The 16864-nt window shown below is 72.0% G+C and carries 17 protein-coding genes; 11 read left to right on the forward strand and 6 right to left on the reverse strand.

What is annotated here, in order from left to right; genetic code table 11:
- Positions 1-15: 15 nt before the first annotated feature.
- Genes ABEB12_RS03055 through ABEB12_RS03075 form a run of 5 tightly spaced genes read left to right on the forward strand, consistent with a single transcriptional unit; the run spans position 16 to position 5846 of the window.
- Positions 16-1029, forward strand: a complete 1014-nt coding sequence (locus ABEB12_RS03055) for an ATP-binding cassette domain-containing protein (protein ID WP_185058844.1) — start codon at positions 16-18, stop codon at positions 1027-1029.
- Positions 1022-2074, forward strand: a complete 1053-nt coding sequence (locus ABEB12_RS03060) for an extracellular solute-binding protein (protein WP_185058845.1) — start codon at positions 1022-1024, stop codon at positions 2072-2074. The genes ABEB12_RS03055 and ABEB12_RS03060 overlap by 8 nt, the downstream gene beginning before the upstream one ends.
- Complete coding sequence (locus tag ABEB12_RS03065) at positions 2071-3765, forward strand: ABC transporter permease subunit (RefSeq protein WP_185058847.1); 1695 nt, start codon at positions 2071-2073, stop codon at positions 3763-3765. Before ABEB12_RS03060 ends, ABEB12_RS03065 begins: the two co-directional genes overlap by 4 nt.
- 58 nt (positions 3766-3823) lie before the next feature.
- Entirely contained in the window at positions 3824-5122 is a 1299-nt protein-coding gene (locus ABEB12_RS03070) for an MFS transporter (protein ID WP_185058848.1), read from the forward strand.
- Entirely contained in the window at positions 5115-5846 is a 732-nt protein-coding gene (locus ABEB12_RS03075; protein WP_185058849.1) for an SDR family oxidoreductase, read from the forward strand. Before ABEB12_RS03070 ends, ABEB12_RS03075 begins: the two co-directional genes overlap by 8 nt.
- Here ABEB12_RS03075 and ABEB12_RS03080 read toward each other — a convergent pair.
- Positions 5843-6487 carry a M15 family metallopeptidase gene (locus tag ABEB12_RS03080; RefSeq protein WP_185058850.1) on the reverse strand — a complete coding sequence of 215 codons (645 nt, stop codon included), beginning with the start codon at positions 6485-6487 and terminating at the stop codon, positions 5843-5845. The two genes, ABEB12_RS03075 and ABEB12_RS03080, sit on opposite strands and share 4 nt — an antisense overlap.
- 158 nt (positions 6488-6645) lie before the next feature.
- On the opposite strand from ABEB12_RS03080, the gene ABEB12_RS03085 reads away from it, so the two are divergent.
- Positions 6646-7272 (forward strand): hypothetical protein, encoded by a 627-nt coding sequence (locus ABEB12_RS03085; protein WP_185058851.1) that lies wholly within the window; start codon positions 6646-6648, stop codon positions 7270-7272.
- Between the two features lie 2 nt (positions 7273-7274).
- On the opposite strand, the gene ABEB12_RS03090 is transcribed toward ABEB12_RS03085, so the two are convergent.
- A complete protein-coding gene (locus ABEB12_RS03090) occupies positions 7275-7649 on the reverse strand; it encodes a nuclear transport factor 2 family protein (RefSeq protein ID WP_221497539.1) in 375 nt (124 codons plus the stop codon).
- 233 nt (positions 7650-7882) lie between these two features.
- Here ABEB12_RS03090 and ABEB12_RS03095 point away from each other — a divergent pair, with 233 nt between their 5' ends.
- On the forward strand, positions 7883-8788 hold the full coding sequence (locus ABEB12_RS03095; protein WP_185058852.1) for an EamA family transporter: 906 nt from the start codon (positions 7883-7885) through the stop codon (positions 8786-8788).
- Between the two features lie 337 nt (positions 8789-9125).
- On the opposite strand, the gene ABEB12_RS03100 is transcribed toward ABEB12_RS03095, so the two are convergent.
- A complete protein-coding gene (locus tag ABEB12_RS03100) occupies positions 9126-9509 on the reverse strand; it encodes a hypothetical protein (protein WP_185058853.1) in 384 nt (127 codons plus the stop codon).
- Positions 9510-9640: 131 nt separating this feature from the next.
- Between ABEB12_RS03100 and ABEB12_RS03105 the strand changes: the two genes are divergently transcribed.
- The 3 genes from ABEB12_RS03105 to ABEB12_RS03115 all read left to right on the forward strand — a co-directional run bounded on the left by ABEB12_RS03105 (position 9641) and on the right by ABEB12_RS03115 (position 12193).
- On the forward strand, positions 9641-10870 hold the full coding sequence (locus ABEB12_RS03105; RefSeq protein WP_185058854.1) for a serine hydrolase: 1230 nt from the start codon (positions 9641-9643) through the stop codon (positions 10868-10870).
- A complete protein-coding gene (locus ABEB12_RS03110; RefSeq protein WP_345702503.1) occupies positions 10870-11271 on the forward strand; it encodes a phage holin family protein in 402 nt (133 codons plus the stop codon). The genes ABEB12_RS03105 and ABEB12_RS03110 overlap by 1 nt, the downstream gene beginning before the upstream one ends.
- Positions 11272-11419: 148 nt before the next feature.
- The gene (locus ABEB12_RS03115; RefSeq protein WP_185058855.1) at positions 11420-12193 is read left to right on the forward strand and encodes a DUF559 domain-containing protein; all 774 of its coding nucleotides are present in this window, start codon (positions 11420-11422) and stop codon (positions 12191-12193) included.
- Between the two features lie 46 nt (positions 12194-12239).
- Here ABEB12_RS03115 and ABEB12_RS03120 read toward each other — a convergent pair whose 3' ends face one another.
- Both ABEB12_RS03120 and tenA read right to left on the reverse strand, forming a co-directional pair.
- The gene (locus ABEB12_RS03120; RefSeq protein WP_185058856.1) at positions 12240-13550 is read right to left on the reverse strand and encodes a cytochrome P450; all 1311 of its coding nucleotides are present in this window, start codon (positions 13548-13550) and stop codon (positions 12240-12242) included.
- Positions 13551-13588: 38 nt separating this feature from the next.
- A complete protein-coding gene (gene tenA / locus ABEB12_RS03125) occupies positions 13589-14251 on the reverse strand; it encodes a thiaminase II (protein ID WP_185058857.1) in 663 nt (220 codons plus the stop codon).
- Positions 14252-14408: 157 nt separating this feature from the next.
- Between tenA and ABEB12_RS03130 the strand changes: the two genes are divergently transcribed.
- Complete coding sequence (locus tag ABEB12_RS03130; RefSeq protein WP_345702504.1) at positions 14409-14627, forward strand: hypothetical protein; 219 nt, start codon at positions 14409-14411, stop codon at positions 14625-14627.
- A gap of 46 nt (positions 14628-14673) precedes the next feature.
- Here ABEB12_RS03130 and ABEB12_RS03135 read toward each other — a convergent pair whose 3' ends face one another.
- Entirely contained in the window at positions 14674-16269 is a 1596-nt protein-coding gene (locus ABEB12_RS03135) for a hypothetical protein (protein ID WP_185058858.1), read from the reverse strand.
- Positions 16270-16864: the final 595 nt, after the last annotated feature.

Raw genomic sequence — 16864 nt, forward strand, 5'->3', positions numbered from 1 at the left:
CCCTAAGGTAAGTGCATGTCAGCGCTGACCTTTGCCGGGGTGGGGAAGGACTTCGGCGCGGTCACCGCTGTCGCGGGCCTGGACCTGGAGGTGGCCGCCGGCGAGGCGGTGGTGCTGCTCGGCCCGAGCGGCTGCGGGAAGACGACCACGTTGCGCCTGGTCGCCGGGTTCGAACGGCCCTCGCGCGGGGAGATCGGCATCGACGGCGAGCTGGTCGCCGGGCCGGGCGTGCACGTGCCGGCCGAGCGGCGCGAGGTCGGCGTGGTGTTCCAGAGCTACGCGCTGTGGCCGCACATGACGGTGGCCGAGAACGTCGGCTTCGGCCTCACCACCCGCCGCCCGGTCGCGCGGGCCGAGCGGTCCACGCGCGTCGAGGAGGCGCTGGCCCGGGTGAGGTTGGGCGGGTACGGGCCGCGTTACCCGCACGAGCTGTCCGGTGGGCAGCAGCAGCGGGTGGCGCTGGCCCGCGCACTGGTCACCCGTCCCCGGGTGCTGCTGCTGGACGAGCCGCTGTCCAACCTGGACGCCAGCCTGCGCGAGGAGATGCGGCTGGAGATCCGCCGGCTGCAGCGCGAGCTGGCCACCACGATGATCTACATAACCCACGACCGGACCGAGGCGCTCACCCTGGCCGATCGGGTCGTGGTGCTCGCGCGGGGCCGGGTGCAACAGGTCGGCACCCCCGAGGCGCTCTACCGGCGGCCGCGCAACGAGTTCGTCGCGCTGGCCATGGGACCGGCCAACTTCCTGCCCGGCCCGAGGGGGACGTTGTGCGTCCGCCCGCCGGACATCCGGCTCACAGCGGCCGACGGCGACGGCCCCTCGGCGCGCTCCGGGACCGTGCGGGACGCGGTGTTCCACGGCGACGAGATGCACTACCTGATCGACGTGCCCGGGCTGGCCGACCCGCTGCGGGTGGTCGCCGGACACGCCGCGCCGCGCCACCCGAGGGGTTCCCGGGTGGCGTTCGAGGTGCGCGACGGAGCCAGTTCCCTACTAGTCGACGAGGACACCACCGACCATGCCTAGTGCCCGCCTCGCAGCCGCGCTCGCCACCGGGCTGCTCGTCGCGCTCACCGCGTGCGCCCCGCCGCCGGAGAACCCGGCGCCGGCCGAGTTGCCCACCGACGAGGCCGCACTGGTGGCCCAGGCCAAGAAGGAGGGCCAGGTGGTGCTCGGCGCCGGCGGGCACACCCGCGAGCAGGCCCAGCTGCTCGCCGACGGCTTCCAGCGCAAGTACGGCATCCCGGTCAAGTTCATCCGGGAGACCTCGGGGGACATCGCGCGCAAGACCCAGGCGCAGCTGACCGCCGGGGCGGTGGACTTCGACGTGATCAGCCTGAACGACGAGTCCACGCTGCGCGCCTGGGACGCCGCGAAGGCGCTGGCCGATCCGGCCGTGCCGAACCGGGTGCAGATCCTCAGCGGGCTGGTGAACAGCTCGCCGGCGCCGAGGTACCTGCCGTTCACCTGGAGCGCACTGGGCTACTCCTACAACACCAGCCGGATCTCCGAGGCGTCCGCGCCGAAGACCTGGGCCGACCTGGCCGCGCGGCCGAGCACGTTCGCCGTCTCGGACCCCGGCACGTCCGGGGCCGCGCTCACCTATCTGGCGTGCATGCAGCAGATCGACCCGGGTTTCCTGCCGGCGTTGAAGGGGCGCCGGTCGCTGGTGGCCAGCTCCGCGCTGGCGCTCACCCAGATGCTGGCCACCGGTGAGGCGGACTTCGGGCTGCCGGCGATCGAGTCGGAGGTGGCCAACGCCCGCCGGCACGGCGAACCGCTGGCGGTGGCCTACCCGGAGGGCCGGATCGGTGCGCTGCCGTCCTTCGCGGCCGGGCTGGCCCAGGCGAAACACCCGGCGGCGGCCCGGCTGCTGGTGCGCTACCAGCTGTCCGAGGATCTGCAGCGGGAACAGGCCGGCCAGGGTTCCCGGTCCGTGCTCGGCACCGTGCCGCCGCCGCAGGGCGCCGAGCAGCTGGCCGCCGACCGGCTGGTGATGATCCCGGCGGACCAGGTCAAGGCGCAGAAGGCCGAGCTGGTGCGTGCGTTCAAGGCCAACGTAGGCGGATGATCCGGCCGCGTTCGCGCGAGGCCGGGCCGATGGCCTGGCCGCGCTGGCGCGCGGAGAGGGCGCTGCCCTGGCTGTGGGCGGCGGCGGTGTTTCTGCTGGTCGTGCTGCCGGTGGCCGGCCTGGTCTGGCGCAGCCTGCGGGTGCCCGGTCGAGCCGGGCTGGGGCTCGGCAACTACGCCGCCGCGCTGGTCGAGGACGGGGTGGCCCTGGCGGCCTGGCACTCGCTGGTGATCGGGCTGGGCAGCACGGCGGGGGCGCTGTTGCTGGCGGTGCCGTTCGCCCTCCTGGTCAGCCGGACCGACCTGCCAGGACGCGAGTTCTTCCGGTCGGTCGCGGTGCTCACCTTCGCCGCGCCCAGCTTCATCGCGGCCCTGGGCTGGATCCTGCTGCTCGGCCCGCGCGGCGGGTTGCTCAACGAGTACCTGCTCGGCCCGCTGGGGTTGCCCCGGCTGAACATCTACGGCCCCGGCGGGATCGTGCTGGTGCTGGTGCTGTTCCTCTACCCGCTGATCTTCCTGCCGGTGTCGGACGCGCTGGACAACATGGACGCCCGCCTGGAGGAGGCCGCCGCGTCGCTCGGCGCGTCCCGCCGGCGGGTGCTCCGCTCGGTCACCCTGCCGCTGATCACGCCGACCGTGCTGGCCGGCGCGATGTTGGTGTTCATCAGTGCGTTCGCCATCTTCGGCCCGATCGCGCTGCTCGGCGGGCCGGTCGGCTACGAGACCATCCCGAGCGCGCTGCTGCGCATGATGGCCTTCCCGCCGCGCATCGAGCTGGCGGCGGTGCTGGGGTTGCCGGTGATCGTGCTGCTCGGCGCGATACTGGCCGCGCAGCACCGGGTCCTGGGCCGCCGGCGGTTCGTCACCGGGGCCGGCAAGCCTTTGCGGCCGCGTCGCTGGCGGCTGGGGGTGTGGCGCTGGCCGGCGTTTCTGTTCGGCGCTGCCGTGATGCTGCTCAGCGTGGTCCTGCCGTTCGGGGTGCTGCTGCTGACCTCGTTCCGCCGGGCGGTCGGGTTGCCGCTGCGCCCGGAGAACCTGGTGCTCCTCGACAACTACCGCCTGCTGTTAGCCGAGCCGGGCGTGCTGATCTCCTTCTGGAACAGTCTGTGGATCTCCGCTCTGGGCGCGCTGCTGGCCGTCGCGCTGGCGCTGGTCGCCGGGTGGCTGGCCGCGCGGGGTTCGATCCGGTGGCTCCGCCGGGTGATCGCGCCGGCCATGCTGGCCCCGCTGGCCTTCCCCGGCGCGGTGCTGGGCATCGCCGCGATCATCGCGTACAGCGGCTCCCCGCTGTGGATGGGCGGCACCCTGGGCATCATCCTGGTGGCCTTCGTGATCCGGGTGCTGCCGCAGTCGTACTCCTACCTGGCCGCCGGCTTCGAGCAGCTCAACCGCGAGCACGAGGAGGCGGCCCGCTCGCTGGGCGCCGGCTGGGTGGGAACCGCCCGCCGGGTGCTGGTACCCCTGCTGCGCGGCCCGCTGCTATCCGTGGGAGTGCTCAACTTCGTCCTGCTCTTCCGCGAGCTGGACATATCCGTGTTCCTCTACACCGGCGCCAACCCCGTCGCCCCGGTGTTGTTATACCAACTGGCCATCGAGTCCCGCTTCCAACTGGTCGGCGCCCTCTCCGTGGTAATCCTGGCCATCAACCTCACCGTCGTCTGGCTGGCGAGGCTGGCATTGCGGACGCCGTAACGCGGCGGTGCGGAATCTGGCGTGGCGATGTCTGACACTCTTGGGTGATGATCTGGGCATGAGCGAACAGCCGTCGCGCGGGCGGATCGCGGTCGCCAGCTTCATCGGCACCGCGATCGAGTTCTACGACTTCTACATCTACGGCACCGCGGCCGTACTGGTGTTCGGCAAGTTGTTCTTCCCGGCCTACTCGGACACCGCCGGCACACTCGCCGCGCTGGCCACGTTCGCCGTCGGGTTCATCGCCCGGCCACTGGGCGCGATCCTGTTCGGCCACTTCGGTGACCGGATCGGGCGCAAACAGATGCTGATCGCGTCGCTGCTGGTGATGGGGTTGTCCACGGTGGCCATCGGGTTGGTGCCGCCGTACGCCTCCATCGGGGTGGCGGCGCCGCTGCTGCTGGTGCTGCTGCGGTTCGGCCAGGGCATCGGGCTGGGTGGGGAGTGGGGCGGCGCGGTGCTGCTGGCCACCGAGTACGCCCCGCCGGGCAAGCGCGGGCTGTACTCGGCGTTCCCGCAGCTCGGACCGGCGGTCGGCTTCGTGCTGGGGAACGCGATGTTCCTCGCGCTGAACGCCGGGATGAGCAAGGAGGCGTTCGAGTCGTGGGGCTGGCGGGTGCCGTTCCTGGCCTCCGCCGTGCTGCTGGTGGTCGGCTACTACATCCGGATGAAGATCGCCGAAACGCCGGTGTTCCAGGCGGCGGCCGCCGCCAAGGCCCCCGACCGGGTGCCGTTCGTGGAGCTGCTGCGCCGCCAGCCGGGCGTGCTGGTGCTGGCCACGTTGTCGTTCATCCTGGCCCACACGACCTTCTACACGGTGACCACGTTCTGCGTGTCCTACGGGACCACGAACCTGCACATCCCGCGCGGGACCATGCTCACCGGCGCGATCGTGGCGGCGGCGGTGATGGGCCTGGCCACGCTGTGGTTCGCGCAGATCTCCGACCGGGTCGGCCGGCGCTACATGTGCATGGGCGCGGCGGTGCTGGCCGCGCTGTGGGCGTTCCCGCTGTTCGCGCTGATCCAGACCCGCTCGGCGATCGGGGTGGGCGTGGCGATGGTGGTCGGGCTGCTGGTGTTCGCGCTGCTCTACGGGCCGATGGGGGCGTACCTGCCCGAGCTGTTCCGGGTGCGCTACCGGTACTCCGGCGCATCGTTCGCGTACAGCGCGAGCGGCATCGTCGGCGGCGGGATCAGCCCGCTGGTCGCCACCGACCTGCTGGCCAAGACCGGCTCCACCACCTGGGTGTCGGTGTACCTGATCGGCATCGCGCTGGTCTGCCTAGTCAGCCTGATGGCACTGCGGGAGACCAAGGACGCCGACTTCACCGACGGCCTCAGCGCCGCGCGTGTTTGACCTGACCGGGGCCGCCGCCGTGGTGACCGGCGCGGCCCGGGGCATCGGCCTGGCCGTGGCCCGGGGGCTGGCCGCGCAGGGCGCCCGGACCACGCTGCTGGACCGGGACGCCGAGGCGCTGGCGGCGGCGGCGATCCCGCCGCCGCACCGGACGATCCCGCTGGACGTCACCGACCACGACGCCCTGCGCAAGGCCGTGCGCACCGGGCTGGCCGAGGGCGACCCGCTGATCCTGGTGAACAACGCCGCCCTGCTGCACACCGCGTCGCTGCTGGCCATGGACCTAGACGAGTGGCGGCGGGTACACGAGGTGAACCTGGACGCCGCGCTGGTGGCCACCCAGGCCGCCGCCTCGGTGATGGTCGGGCGCACCGGGCGGATCGTGAACATCGCCTCGGTGGCCGGCAAGCAGGGCGGCGGCCTGTTCGGCACCGCCGCCTACGCCAGCGCGAAGGGCGGCCTGCTGGCGTTGACCAAGTCGGCCGCGCGCGAGCTGGCGCCGGCCGGGATCACGGTGAACGCGGTCGCCCCCGGGCCGGTGGACACCGGGCTGGTCGCCGGAATGGCGGAAGCCGACGCGGCCCGGGTGCGCGGGCTGGTCCCGCTCGGCCGGTTCGGCCGGCCCGAGGAGGTGGCCGCCGCGGTGTGCTTCCTGGCCTCGCACGAGGCCTCGTTCATCACCGGCGAGGTGCTGGACGTGAACGGCGGCCTATTAATGGACTAAGGCTTCTCGAAGTGCTGGTAGTCGATCGGGCTCTGCCAGGAGCCGCCCCAGCCCCAGCCGTGGTCGGTGAACGCGGCGACCGTCCGGTCACCGGCGTGGATCACTCCCCGGTCGGTGCGGTTGCGGTCCTTGAACGGCTCGCCGGCCGGCGGCAGCACCGAACCGGTGCGGCCGATGTACGGGTTCTGTACCGGGTTGATGTCAATTGCCCGGCCGAACGAATGGTTGGACCAACCACCGCCGCCGGTCTTGGGCCGGCAGTTGAATGCCGAGGTGTTGTTGGCCGCCATGGAGCGGTCGTCGTCCGCCCCGTAATGGTCCACTGTTTCCATGCGCTCGATCGGATATCGGTCCGCGCGCAGCCGTTCGAAGATCGTCACAATTTCACCGGCCACCTCTTCCGCCACGACGAGCTCGCCCACCCGCTCGGTGCCGTCGAAGCCCAGGTACGGCACGCGCACCAGGCGCAGGCGCTCCGGCGCCAGTGGGCATCCCGGCCGCCAGCTGGCGCCCAGCCGCTCGGCGGTGACCGGCTGTATCGCCCCGTCATGCCCCGGTTCGCGGGCGTTCGCGGGGTTGGCCGGGGTGGTGGCGCAGCCGGTGGCGGCGAGCACCGCGACCGCGAGGACGAGGGAGCGCATGGGTGGGAACACTAGCGGCCGACTGGCGGGGGCGGCGAGTGACAAGATCCGAAATGCTGAAGGCTGAGTGATCCAGCTAATGAGGATGCTTTTTATCGCACGGAGTAAGGGACTACTCTGTTTGGTCGGTTCGGGTCGGTCATCGGAAGAGACACTGCATGGTTTCCCAAGCGACATCCAGCACGCTTGTCTGGCGTGCGGCTGTCGCGTTCCTGGAGTGGTTCACCAAGTTCCGCTGGGGTTATAAGGCCAGGCTGATGGCCTCCTCCGCGGCACACTTTGGCCCGATCAAGGCCGTGCTCTGGCTGAGCTGGAACATCGCCCGCTACGAACGGACCCGCGCGCGTTTCGGTCCGGTTCGCACGCACCTCATCTGCACTACGATATCGATTATCAACGGCTGTGAGTATTGCACGTACGGCCACGGCTATGCGTTGGAATTGGCCTATCTGCGCCGGTACGAGCGACTCTTCCCGCTCAGCGAGGCGCAACTGGTGGAGCTGCGCCACGAGCCGCCCGCGATGATCCGGCACCGGCTGGTGGAGGCCGTGCTGGCCGCCGAGCTGCACAACGAGGTGCACTACCTGGAGCGCACCATCTCGCTGACGCTCGGCGACGCCCGCCCGACCGACCGGGACGAGGTGTACATCGCGCACCTGGTGCGGATGTTCCGCGTGCTCAACGGGGTGGCGATCGACTCCGGCATCGAACCGGACGAATCGCCCACCCCGATGAACAAGGACCACCTGCTCCGGCGCCGCTACGACGGCATGCGCAGCGGCTGACCTCAGGAAGCCGCGGGGACCTTGTCCAGGAAGCCGTACACCCGGTGCAGCCGGCCCGCCTCGGTCACCGCCACGTCGAACCCGATCACCAGCGGCTCCTCCGCACCCGGCGCGCCGAGGTGCCACTGGAACCGGGCGGTCCCGTGGTGTGTGTCCACCGGCCCGGGCAGGCTGAACTCCAGCCCGGCGAACTGTTGCTGCACGGCGGCGATCGTGGCGTCGATGGCGTCCCGGCCCCGGGCGTCGGCCAGCGGGTCGGTGTAGCCGGCGTCCTCGGTGTACAACTGGTCGATGAGCGCGCGGCGCTGGTCCGCGTCGGTCTCGTTCCACACGTCGATGTAGCGCTGGGCCAGGTCGGTCATGTCGTTGTTGGTCATGACTATGAGGTTGCCAGACTGAGGTAATGGGCGCGATTCCCTCAGAGGTAATGAGTCTGAATCCGATTGACCGGCTCGGGTAGTGTTCGGTTCATGCATCGGTGTTTCCCGATCACCCCGCCGCCCGCCCGCTGAGCGGGCGAACCGGCTTCCCTTTCTGACGCGCGTCTTCGCGCTGTTCGAGTGCGCCCGCATACGCGGTCCCCCTTTCCCTTTCATGCGGGAGCACTCTCATGTCCTCTGTTCTTTCCGTGATCACCGCCGGCGTGCTCTGGGGCACCGGCGGCCTTTCCGGCGCGCTGTTCGGCCGGCTCGCCGACCTGCACCCGATGGCCGTGGCGACGCTGCGGCTGGCCGGTGGCGGGTTGTCCGTGATGTTGTTGCTGGCGTTGACCGGACGGCTGGGCGCGTTGCGCGCGGCCGGCCGGCCCGGCGCGACGCGGGTGCTGGCCGTCGGCCTGCTTACCGCGTCCTACCAGGCGTGTTACTTCGTGGCGGTGTCGCTCACCTCGGTGGGGGTGGCCACCCTGGTCACTCTGGGTTCGGCGCCGGTGTTGGTGCTCGCCGCCGAGGCGGTCGGGCTCCGGCGGCTGCCCGGGCCGCGCCAGCTGCTGGCCATCGGGCTCGCCGTGGTCGGGTTGCTGCTGCTGGTGGGGCTGCCCGGGGTGGGTGGTCGCCCGGGTGGCGCGGGCGGGATTTTCGCCGGCACCCTGCTGGCGCTGGTCTCCGCCGCCGGGTTCGCGCTGCTCACCCTGCTCGGCCGACGCCCGGTCGCCGGGCTGGACGAGCTGACCACCATCGGCGCCGGCTTCGCCTCGGGCGCGGTCATGCTGGGCGTGGTGACGCTGCCCTGGACCGGCCTGGGGTTCACGCCGAGCGTGGCCTCGGCCGGGTTGCTGTGCTTCCTGGCGCTGGTGCCCACGGCGGTGGCCTACTCGCTGTACTTCACCGGGCTGCGCGGGGTCCCGGCCAGCTCGGCGGCGGTGGTGGCGGTACTCGAGCCACTCACCGCCACGGTGCTGGGCGTGCTGGTTCTCGGCGAGCACCTGAGCCTGGCCGGGTCGGTCGGGGCCGGCCTGCTGTGCGCCGCCACCTTGACCGCCGGCGTCGGCACCCGCACTGGCGCGCGGACGGGCTGACCGGACCGTTCGACCCTCGTCCCACCGGTCCCATATGTCCCAACCGCAACGAGAAGCTCGGGCTCGACGAATAGCGGTTGCCGCTTCCGGCATACGTAACGCCGTTTCTATGTCGGAAGCGGCAACCGAAGTTTCCAGAACCCGGGAGAGAGGTCCGGGGGCGGGATCAGACCGGGTCCGAGTCGGCGGGCGCCGTGGCGGGACCGGGGCCGATCCGCGGCGGCGCCGCCGGGAGCGGGCCGGTCAGAATCCGCGGCGGCGCCGGACCGGGGCCAGTCGGCGACGGCGCCGGACCCGGGGCCGGTCGGCGACTGCGCCGCCGGCGTCGGCGCCCGGGTCAGAAGTGGTCGGCGCCGGTGAGTCTGTGTTCCAGCGCGTCCGCAGCCTCGGTGACCAGGCGGAACGGCCGGTCGAACCCGTCCAGGGACAGATCGGCCAGGCTGGCCGCGTGGCGCAGCAGCGCGACGCCTTCCGCCACCACGATGCCGCCGATGTTCGACTCGCCGGCCAGCTCGAGCAGGCGTCGCAGGTCCACGTCGTCCGCCCGGCCGACCGCGGACTCGATCACGATCCAGTCGTCGGCGGGGACGTGGTGCACCGCCACCCGCTGGGTGCGGTCCCCGGTGGTCGGGAGGTGGAACCGGAGGACGTTCTCGGACTGCTGGAAGATCTCGTACCGGACGCGGACGTAACCGATCAGGTCGATCCAGGTGGTGGCCACGGCCGCATGCTAGCGCGGACCGCGCTCGCCGAGCGCGCGCCCAGTTCGGCGCGCGCGGGAGACACAGCGCGGACCGCGCGGGCATCAGCGGCGCACGGCCGGGTCGCCCGATCGCCGGTATCGTCCGGTCCATGTCAGAACTCACGCCTGCGGTCGATCCGGGCGAGGTGGGCCTGGACTCGGAGCGGCTGGCCCGCATCGACACACACTTCGCGCGCTACGTGGACGACGGCCGCCTGGCCGGCTGGCTCGCCGTGGTCGCCCGCCAGGGCCAGATCGCCTACCTGGGCCTCGGCGGGCAGCGGGACACCGAGGCCGGGCTGCCGGTCACCGCCGACACGCTGTGGCGGATCTACTCGATGAGCAAGCCGGTCACCTCGGTGGCCGCGATGACCCTGGTGGAGGAGGGCCGGCTGGAGCTGACCGACCCGATCCACCGCTTCCTGCCCGAGTTCGCCGAGCCGAGGGTGTACGTGAAGGGTTCGGCGGTGAAGCCGGTGACCGTGCCGGCCACCGAGCCCATCCGGGTCTGGCACCTGCTCACCCACACCGCCGGGCTCACCTACGGCTTCCACCACACCCACCCGGTGGACGCGATCTACCGGGCCAACGGCTTCGAGTGGGGTACCCCGAAGGGCCTGGACCTGGCCGCCTGCTGTGAGGCCTGGGCCAAGCTGCCGCTGGTCTTCCAACCCGGCTCGGAGTGGAACTACTCGGTGGCCACCGACGTCCTCGGCCGGGTGATCGAGGTGGTCTCCGGGCAGTCGCTGGACCAGTTCTTCGCCGAGCGGATCTTCGAACCGCTGGGCATGACCGACACCGGCTTCGTCACCCCGGACGTGGAACGCACCGCCGCGCTGTACACCCCGGACCCGCGCACCGGTGAGCGGCGCCGCAACGACGCGATGGGCGCGGCCGTGCTCAAGCCCCGGTCGTGCCTCTCCGGTGGCGGTGGCCTGGTGTCCAGCGCGGCCGACTACCACCGGTTCACCCAGATGCTGCTGGGCGGCGGCGCACTGAACGGCACCCGGGTGCTCGGCTCCCGCACGCTGGCCTACATGGCGCGCAACCACCTGCCGGGCGACCAGGATCTCGAGCAATTCGGCCGACCGCTGTTCGCCGAGTCGCCGATGGCCGGGATGGGCTTCGGGCTGGGCTTCTCCGTGGTGAAGGACGCGGCGGCGGTGCGGAACCTGTGCAGCGAGGGGGAGTTCGCCTGGGGCGGCGCGGCCAGCACCGCGTTCTGGGTGGACCCGCGCGAGGAGCTGACCGCGCTGTTCTTCACCCAACTGCTACCGTCCAGCACCCATCCAATTCGGTCCGAGCTGCGGACCTTGGTCTACCAGGCGGTGGTCGACTGATGGCACTGGCATTCGTGATCAAGGTGGTGGTCACGGCGGTAGCGCTGTGGATCGCCACCATGATCGTTCCCGGACTGGCGGTCGGCGGGGGTGACTCGTCCGCCATGATCCTCACGCTGCTCGTGGTCGCGCTGATCTTCGGCCTGGTCAACGCGGTGATCAAACCGATCGTGAAGACCGTCGGTTGCGCCTTCTACCTACTGACCCTGGGCCTGATCGGGCTGGTGGTGAACGCGCTGCTGTTCCTGCTGGTGGGCTGGATCGCCGACCAGCTGGGCGTGCCGTTCACCGTGGACGGGTTCTGGGCGGCGTTCTGGGGCGCGATCGTGGTCGCTGTGGTCGGCTTCGTCCTCCACCTGATCATCCCCGACCGCTTCGACCAGCGCGGCGGGATCGGCTGAATTCCCGAAACCGCCTCGGTGCACGGGCCGGGCATGGCAGTTTGGCCGGGTGCCGGGGAGACCGTTTCGGGGTAGCGAGGCGATCGCGACGGGCCGGCTGACCCGCGGTCAGCTTCGAAATTCGCGATTCCGGCGGATCCACCCCGATGTGTACGCCCCGGCGGATCTCGAGCTGGACCTGGTTGCACGGTCCTTGGCGGCGTTCGAGTTCGCCAGGGACAAGGGCGGGGTGCTCGTCGGTTACTCGGCCGCCGCCCTGCTCGGGGCGGATTGCGCACCGCTGGATGCGCCCGCCGAGGTAGCGGTGGCCGTCCGCACGAACGCCCGGCCTGGCCTGCGCATCGTGCGCGCTCGCATCGAGGCCGGGGACGTCGTGGCGCGGTGGGCGTGCCGGGTGACGACACCGTTGCGAACCGCGTGGGACCTGGCCCGCCGGTTGGATCTAGTCGAAGCGGTGGTGGCGGTCGACGCGTTGGCTCGGAAGGGACGGTTCGCGCCGTCCGAGCTGCTGGCGCGGCGCGCGAAAGCGCCCGCCGCGCGGGGGTGCCGGCGGCTGGACGGGGTGGTGGAGCTGGCGAATCCCCGAGCGGAATCGCCGATGGAAACTCGGCTACGGCTCGCGCTGCGCCGGGCCGGCCTGCCGATGCCGCGCGTGCAGTACCAGGTTTGCGACGAGCACGATTATGTGGTGGCCCGGGTGGACCTGGCCTACCCGGCGGCCAAGCTGGCCGTCGAGTACGACGGCGCGGTCCACTACGACCCGATCGTCCACGAACGCGATCGTCGCCGGGACAACGACCTCGCCGACCTCGGCTGGCACGTGATGCATCTGTGCGCGCAGGACGCTCTGCCCTCACAGATGCAACACACCGTGGCACGGATACGCGCTCAGTTGGGGATGCGGACACCCAGGGGCGGCTGAAGGCTGTTACGCCCGACCAAAACAGCCATCAGCCGCCACTCGATGGTTAGCCCGCCGGGATGGGCGCGGCCAGGCGGGCGGGGACCGAGGTGTAGCCGCGCAGGTTGGTGGTGGGGCGGCGCTGGGGTGCGCCGACCAGCGAGAGCTCCGGGAACCGCTGGTAGAGGGCGCGCAGGGCGACCTCGCCTTCCATGCGGGCCAGGGAGGCGCCCAGGCAGTGGTGCACGCCGGAGGAGAACGAGAGGTGCTTGCCGGCGTTCTCCCGGGTGATGTCGAAGCGGTTGGGGTCGGTGAACACCCGGGGGTCCCGGTTCGCGCCGCCGAGCAGCAGGACCACGAAGTCCTCCGGCTCCAGCGCGATACCGGCGATCTCGGTCTCCCGCAGCGCGCGCCGGGCGGTGCGCTGCACCGGCGAGTCGAACCGGAGCATCTCGTCCACCGCGTTCGGCCACAGTTCCGGCCGGTCGGCCAGCAGGGCGCGTTGCTCGGGGTGCCGGTCCAGCAGGGCGATACCGGTGCCCAGCAGGTTCACCGTGGTCTCGAAGCCGGCGGCCAGCACGAGCAGCGCGGTGGCCAGCAGCTCGGTCTCGGTGAGCTGATCGTCGTCCTCGGCGTTCACCAGCTGGCTCAGGATGTCCTCGCCGGGGTTGCGGCGCAGCTCGACGAAGTGCCCGCGCAGCCAGTCCAGCAGCGCGTCGATGCCCTCCTGCGCGCGATGGAACTGGCGCAGGCTCATCCCGGGGTCCAACGACGTCGCGGCGTCGTCACCCCAGCGCAGGAAGTGCTCGCGCATGGATGTCGGCGCGCCCAGGATCTCGCAGATCACGATCACCGGCAGCTGGGCGGCGTAGCGCCGGACCAGGTCGACCTGCCGGTTGCCGTCCTTGGCCAGCTCGTCGAGCAGCTCGGTGGAGATCTGTTCGGTGCGCTCGCGCAGCGCGTTGACCGCGCGCACGGTGAACGCCCGGGTGACCAGCTTGCGGTAGCGGCTGTGTACCGGCGGGTCCACGGCCAGCATGGACGGCGGCTCGATCACGCTGCGCGCCGCGCCGGACTCGAACCAGCCCAGCACCGCGCGCAGTGGGCGCGGTCCGCCGCCGAAGGCCACCGTGCCCATCGCGTCCGAGCGCAGCACCTCGGTGGCCACCGCGTGGTGCACGGTGATCCGCCCGCCGGCCAACCCGCTGGCGAACGGCTCGGGCACCCGCAGGCCCTCGTAGTAGGGGTAAGGGTCCGCGTTCACCGCGGGATCGGTGAGCAGCCGGGCGCCCGGGTTGCCCCGGCGCAGTTCGCGCTTGAGCACCAGCCGGATGAGTCCGTGCGTCGCCGCCCACCGCGCCGTGTCTGGAAGCCGCATACGTACACCGTACGGGCGAATTCTCAAGTGGCCAAGCCTCAGATCGGCCAAGCTTCCCGGCGGTAACCGGCGTCCCAGAACATCCACTCGTAGCGGGACGTGGTGAGGAAGTGCTCGGCCACCCGCTCGCTCTCGGCCGGGGCGAGCTCGGCGCCGACCCGGTCGGTGAGCGCCAGCACCGCGTCAACCACGGCCTGGAACTCGTCGCCGCCGTACATGGCGATCCACCGGGCGTACAGCGGGTCCGGGGAGGACCGGGCGAGCAGCTCCTCACCCACCCGCGCGTAGATCCAGTAGCACGGCAGCACCGCGCCCAGGCCCTCGGCGAACGAGCCGTTGTGCGTGGTCGCCAGCAGGTAGCTGATGTAGGCCCGGGTGGTCGGCGCGACCGGCTCGGCGGCGGCCTCCTCCGGCGAGCTGCCCAGCGCGTCCATCAGCTCGGCGTGCAGCTCCCGCTCGGCCGCGATGGCGCCGGCGGCGTGCTCGGCGAACATCACCGTGTCCGCCTCGGTCGGCGCCTTGGCCGCACACACCGCCAGCGCCCGGGCGTACCCGCGCAGGTAGTGCGCGTCCTGCACGATGTAGTGGCGGAACGACTCGCGGGGCAGCGTTCCGTCGGTCAAACCGGTGACGAACGGCTGCGCCAGCACCGCGCGGTAGATGTGTTCGATGCTGGACCAGAGCCGCCCGGAGTACGTCATGGCTACCGACTGTAGTTTCTCGACTACCCAGATGCCACGAGGTTGTTGTCTCAGATACGTGACTGCCGCCGACGTCTGGGTAACCATGGAGCTAGCCATATGCGACTCAGCGCAGAGGCGCCGCCGAATTTTTGCCGACCCAGGCGGAGGTGCCCGGATGTCCGTGCTCAACCCGTTGGACCACCACGAGCGGATGCGGTTGCGCGCGGCCGCGTTCCGCGCCACCCGGGTATACCCGGGGCCGGTCGGTGAGCTGCTCTCCCGCGAGCTGCTCTCCTGGGAGGAGTTCGGCTATCGGCTCGGGTCCCGCGGCCTGGTGATGGGCATCGTGGACGCCGTGATGAACGCCGAGATCGCCCAGACCGAAGCCGCCTGACCCGTGAGTGATTTGTGTGGCTGTAGCCACACAAATCACTCACGGGTCAGCGGATCAGGCCGTCGGCGGCGTCCCGGCGGTCCTCGTCGTCCGAGCTGCGCCGCCGGGTCGTGGTCCGGTCGTCGTCCTCGCCCCGGTCCCGGGTGTTGGCCGTGGCCGTCCGCCTCGGCGTGACGCGGGTGCGCGGCGGCGGCTTGTAGGTCGCCCTCGGCTTGGGGGGTGTCGGGGTGACCACCGGCGGAGGTGGCGGCGGCGTGCTGTACGGCACCGGCGGAGCGCTGTACGGCACCGACGACGGCACCGCCCCGGCGCCGGCCGAGAACGGGTCGGTGGACGGCGCGACGCTCGGTGCGACCTCGCTCGGCGTGGTCACCTCGCTGTACGGCACGGAGTTGGGGATGTCGCTGGTGTCGGTGCTGGACTTCATCGCGCTCAGCCCGAGGATCCCGGCCAGCACCACCACGCCGGCCAGCAGCCAGGCGAGCTTGCGGTTCGACTGGGCGGTGGCCGCCTCTTCCTCGGGCGACTGCGCGGGCACTTTCGGCACCGGTGCGGACATGGAAGCCATGTCCATCGGGCCGGACATGTCCACCGGGTTCATCGGACCCGACATGTTGACCTGGTGCATCGGACCGGACATGTTGGCGGGGTGTATTGGCCCGGACATGTTGCCCGGGTGCATCGGTCCGGCCATCCGGTCGTCGTAGGCAGGCATCACCGTCGTTGCCGCCGCATCCCAGTCGTCCTCCCGCACCGGCGGAGGTGGAGGACCGCCTGGGCTCGGGGAATCATCCACTGTTCCCGGCGCGGCCGCCACCCCGGCTCCCGTGCCGGGCGGTTTGGGTGCATCGGCGCCGGTCCGCGCGCCGTCCGGACCGCCGGCGGCCGCGGCCGCCCCGATCCCGGCGGCCGCCGAGGCGGCTCCCGCCGCGCCGAAGGCAGCGGCTCCCGCGCGCTCGGGCGGCGAGTCGCTCGGCGCCGGGGCCGGGCCGTAGGGGGTGGAGGAGAACGCCGCCGGTTTGGCCGGTGGCTCGGGCTCGTCGCGCTCGGTGTCCGTGGACCGGACGGGGAGCGGTGGCCGGGCCGGCGGCCCCGACTTGGCCACCGGCTTGGCGTCCTCGGCCGGTGCGTCGTCGGGCTTCGCCGGTTCGGGCGCATCCTCGTCGGATGCGGCGGAGCTGGCGTCGTCGCCGGACCCGCCCGGGTCGTCGGTGGGGCCGGAAGTGCTCGCGGGCTCGTCCCGCTCGGGTTCGGTGGATCGGACCGGTCGGGGCGGCGGCGCTTCGGCCGCATCCTCGGCGGGCTCGGCCCGTTCGACCTCGGCGGCCTCGACCTCGGGCTCGTGTACCGGCGCCGGCGGACGGGCGGGCGTGGCCGGACGGTCGTCCTGGTCCCACTCTTCTGAATTGTGGCCGTCCGGACCGCGGTTCTCGGGTGCTTGGCCGTTGGGTCCCCGGTTTTCGGGGGCACGGCTGTCCGGACCGCGGTTCTCCGGAGTCTGGTTCTCCGGCGTCGGGGATTCGGGCGTGCGGTCGTCCGACTTCCGGTTCTCCGCCGGCCGGTTCTCCGGGCTGCGGGCCGGCGACGGTGGTTCGGTGGGGCGGCTGCGGGTGGCCACCTGAGCCCGGTCGGGGGCGTTCATCGGCCGGCCGGGCGGGCGACCCGCGCCGGTCGGAGCGCCGACGGGGCGGGGCCCGCCGTCCGGACGTGCCCCATTTTCCGGTCGAGCTCCGTTCCCCTGGCGTGGTCCGCCGTCCTGGCGTGGTCCGCCCTTCGGCCGGGGTCCGGGTTCCGAGCGCGGACCGCTGTCTCGCGGCGGGCCGTTCTCCGGACGCGGGCCGTTCGCGGGCCGGGGACCGTTGTCCCCGCGTGGTCCGTTTTCCGGACGGGGCGCCTTTTCCTGGCGCGACCCGTTGTCGGGGCCGGGCGCGTTCGCCGGGCGAGGTGCGTTCGCCGGGCGTGGTGCGTTGTCCCCGCGCGGCCCGTTCTCGGGGCGGGGCGGGGACGCGGGGCGGGGGGCGTTCTCGCGGCGGGCGTTCTCCGGTCGGGGGCCGTTGTCGCCGCGAGGTCCGTTCGCGGGGCGGCCTCCGTTCCCGGGGCCGGGCGGGTTGGTCGGTCGGGGTGTGTTGTCGCCGCGGGGTCCGTTCGCCGGGCGGGGGGCGGCGCCGTTGGGTGGGACGGGGCCGTGCGGGCGCACCGGACCCCTCGGCGGTGCGCCCTTCGCCGGCGGTGCGCCG

It is taken from the genome of Actinospineispora eucalypti, from assembly GCF_039543365.1.
GTDB lineage: Bacteria > Actinomycetota > Actinomycetes > Mycobacteriales > Pseudonocardiaceae > Pseudonocardia > Pseudonocardia eucalypti.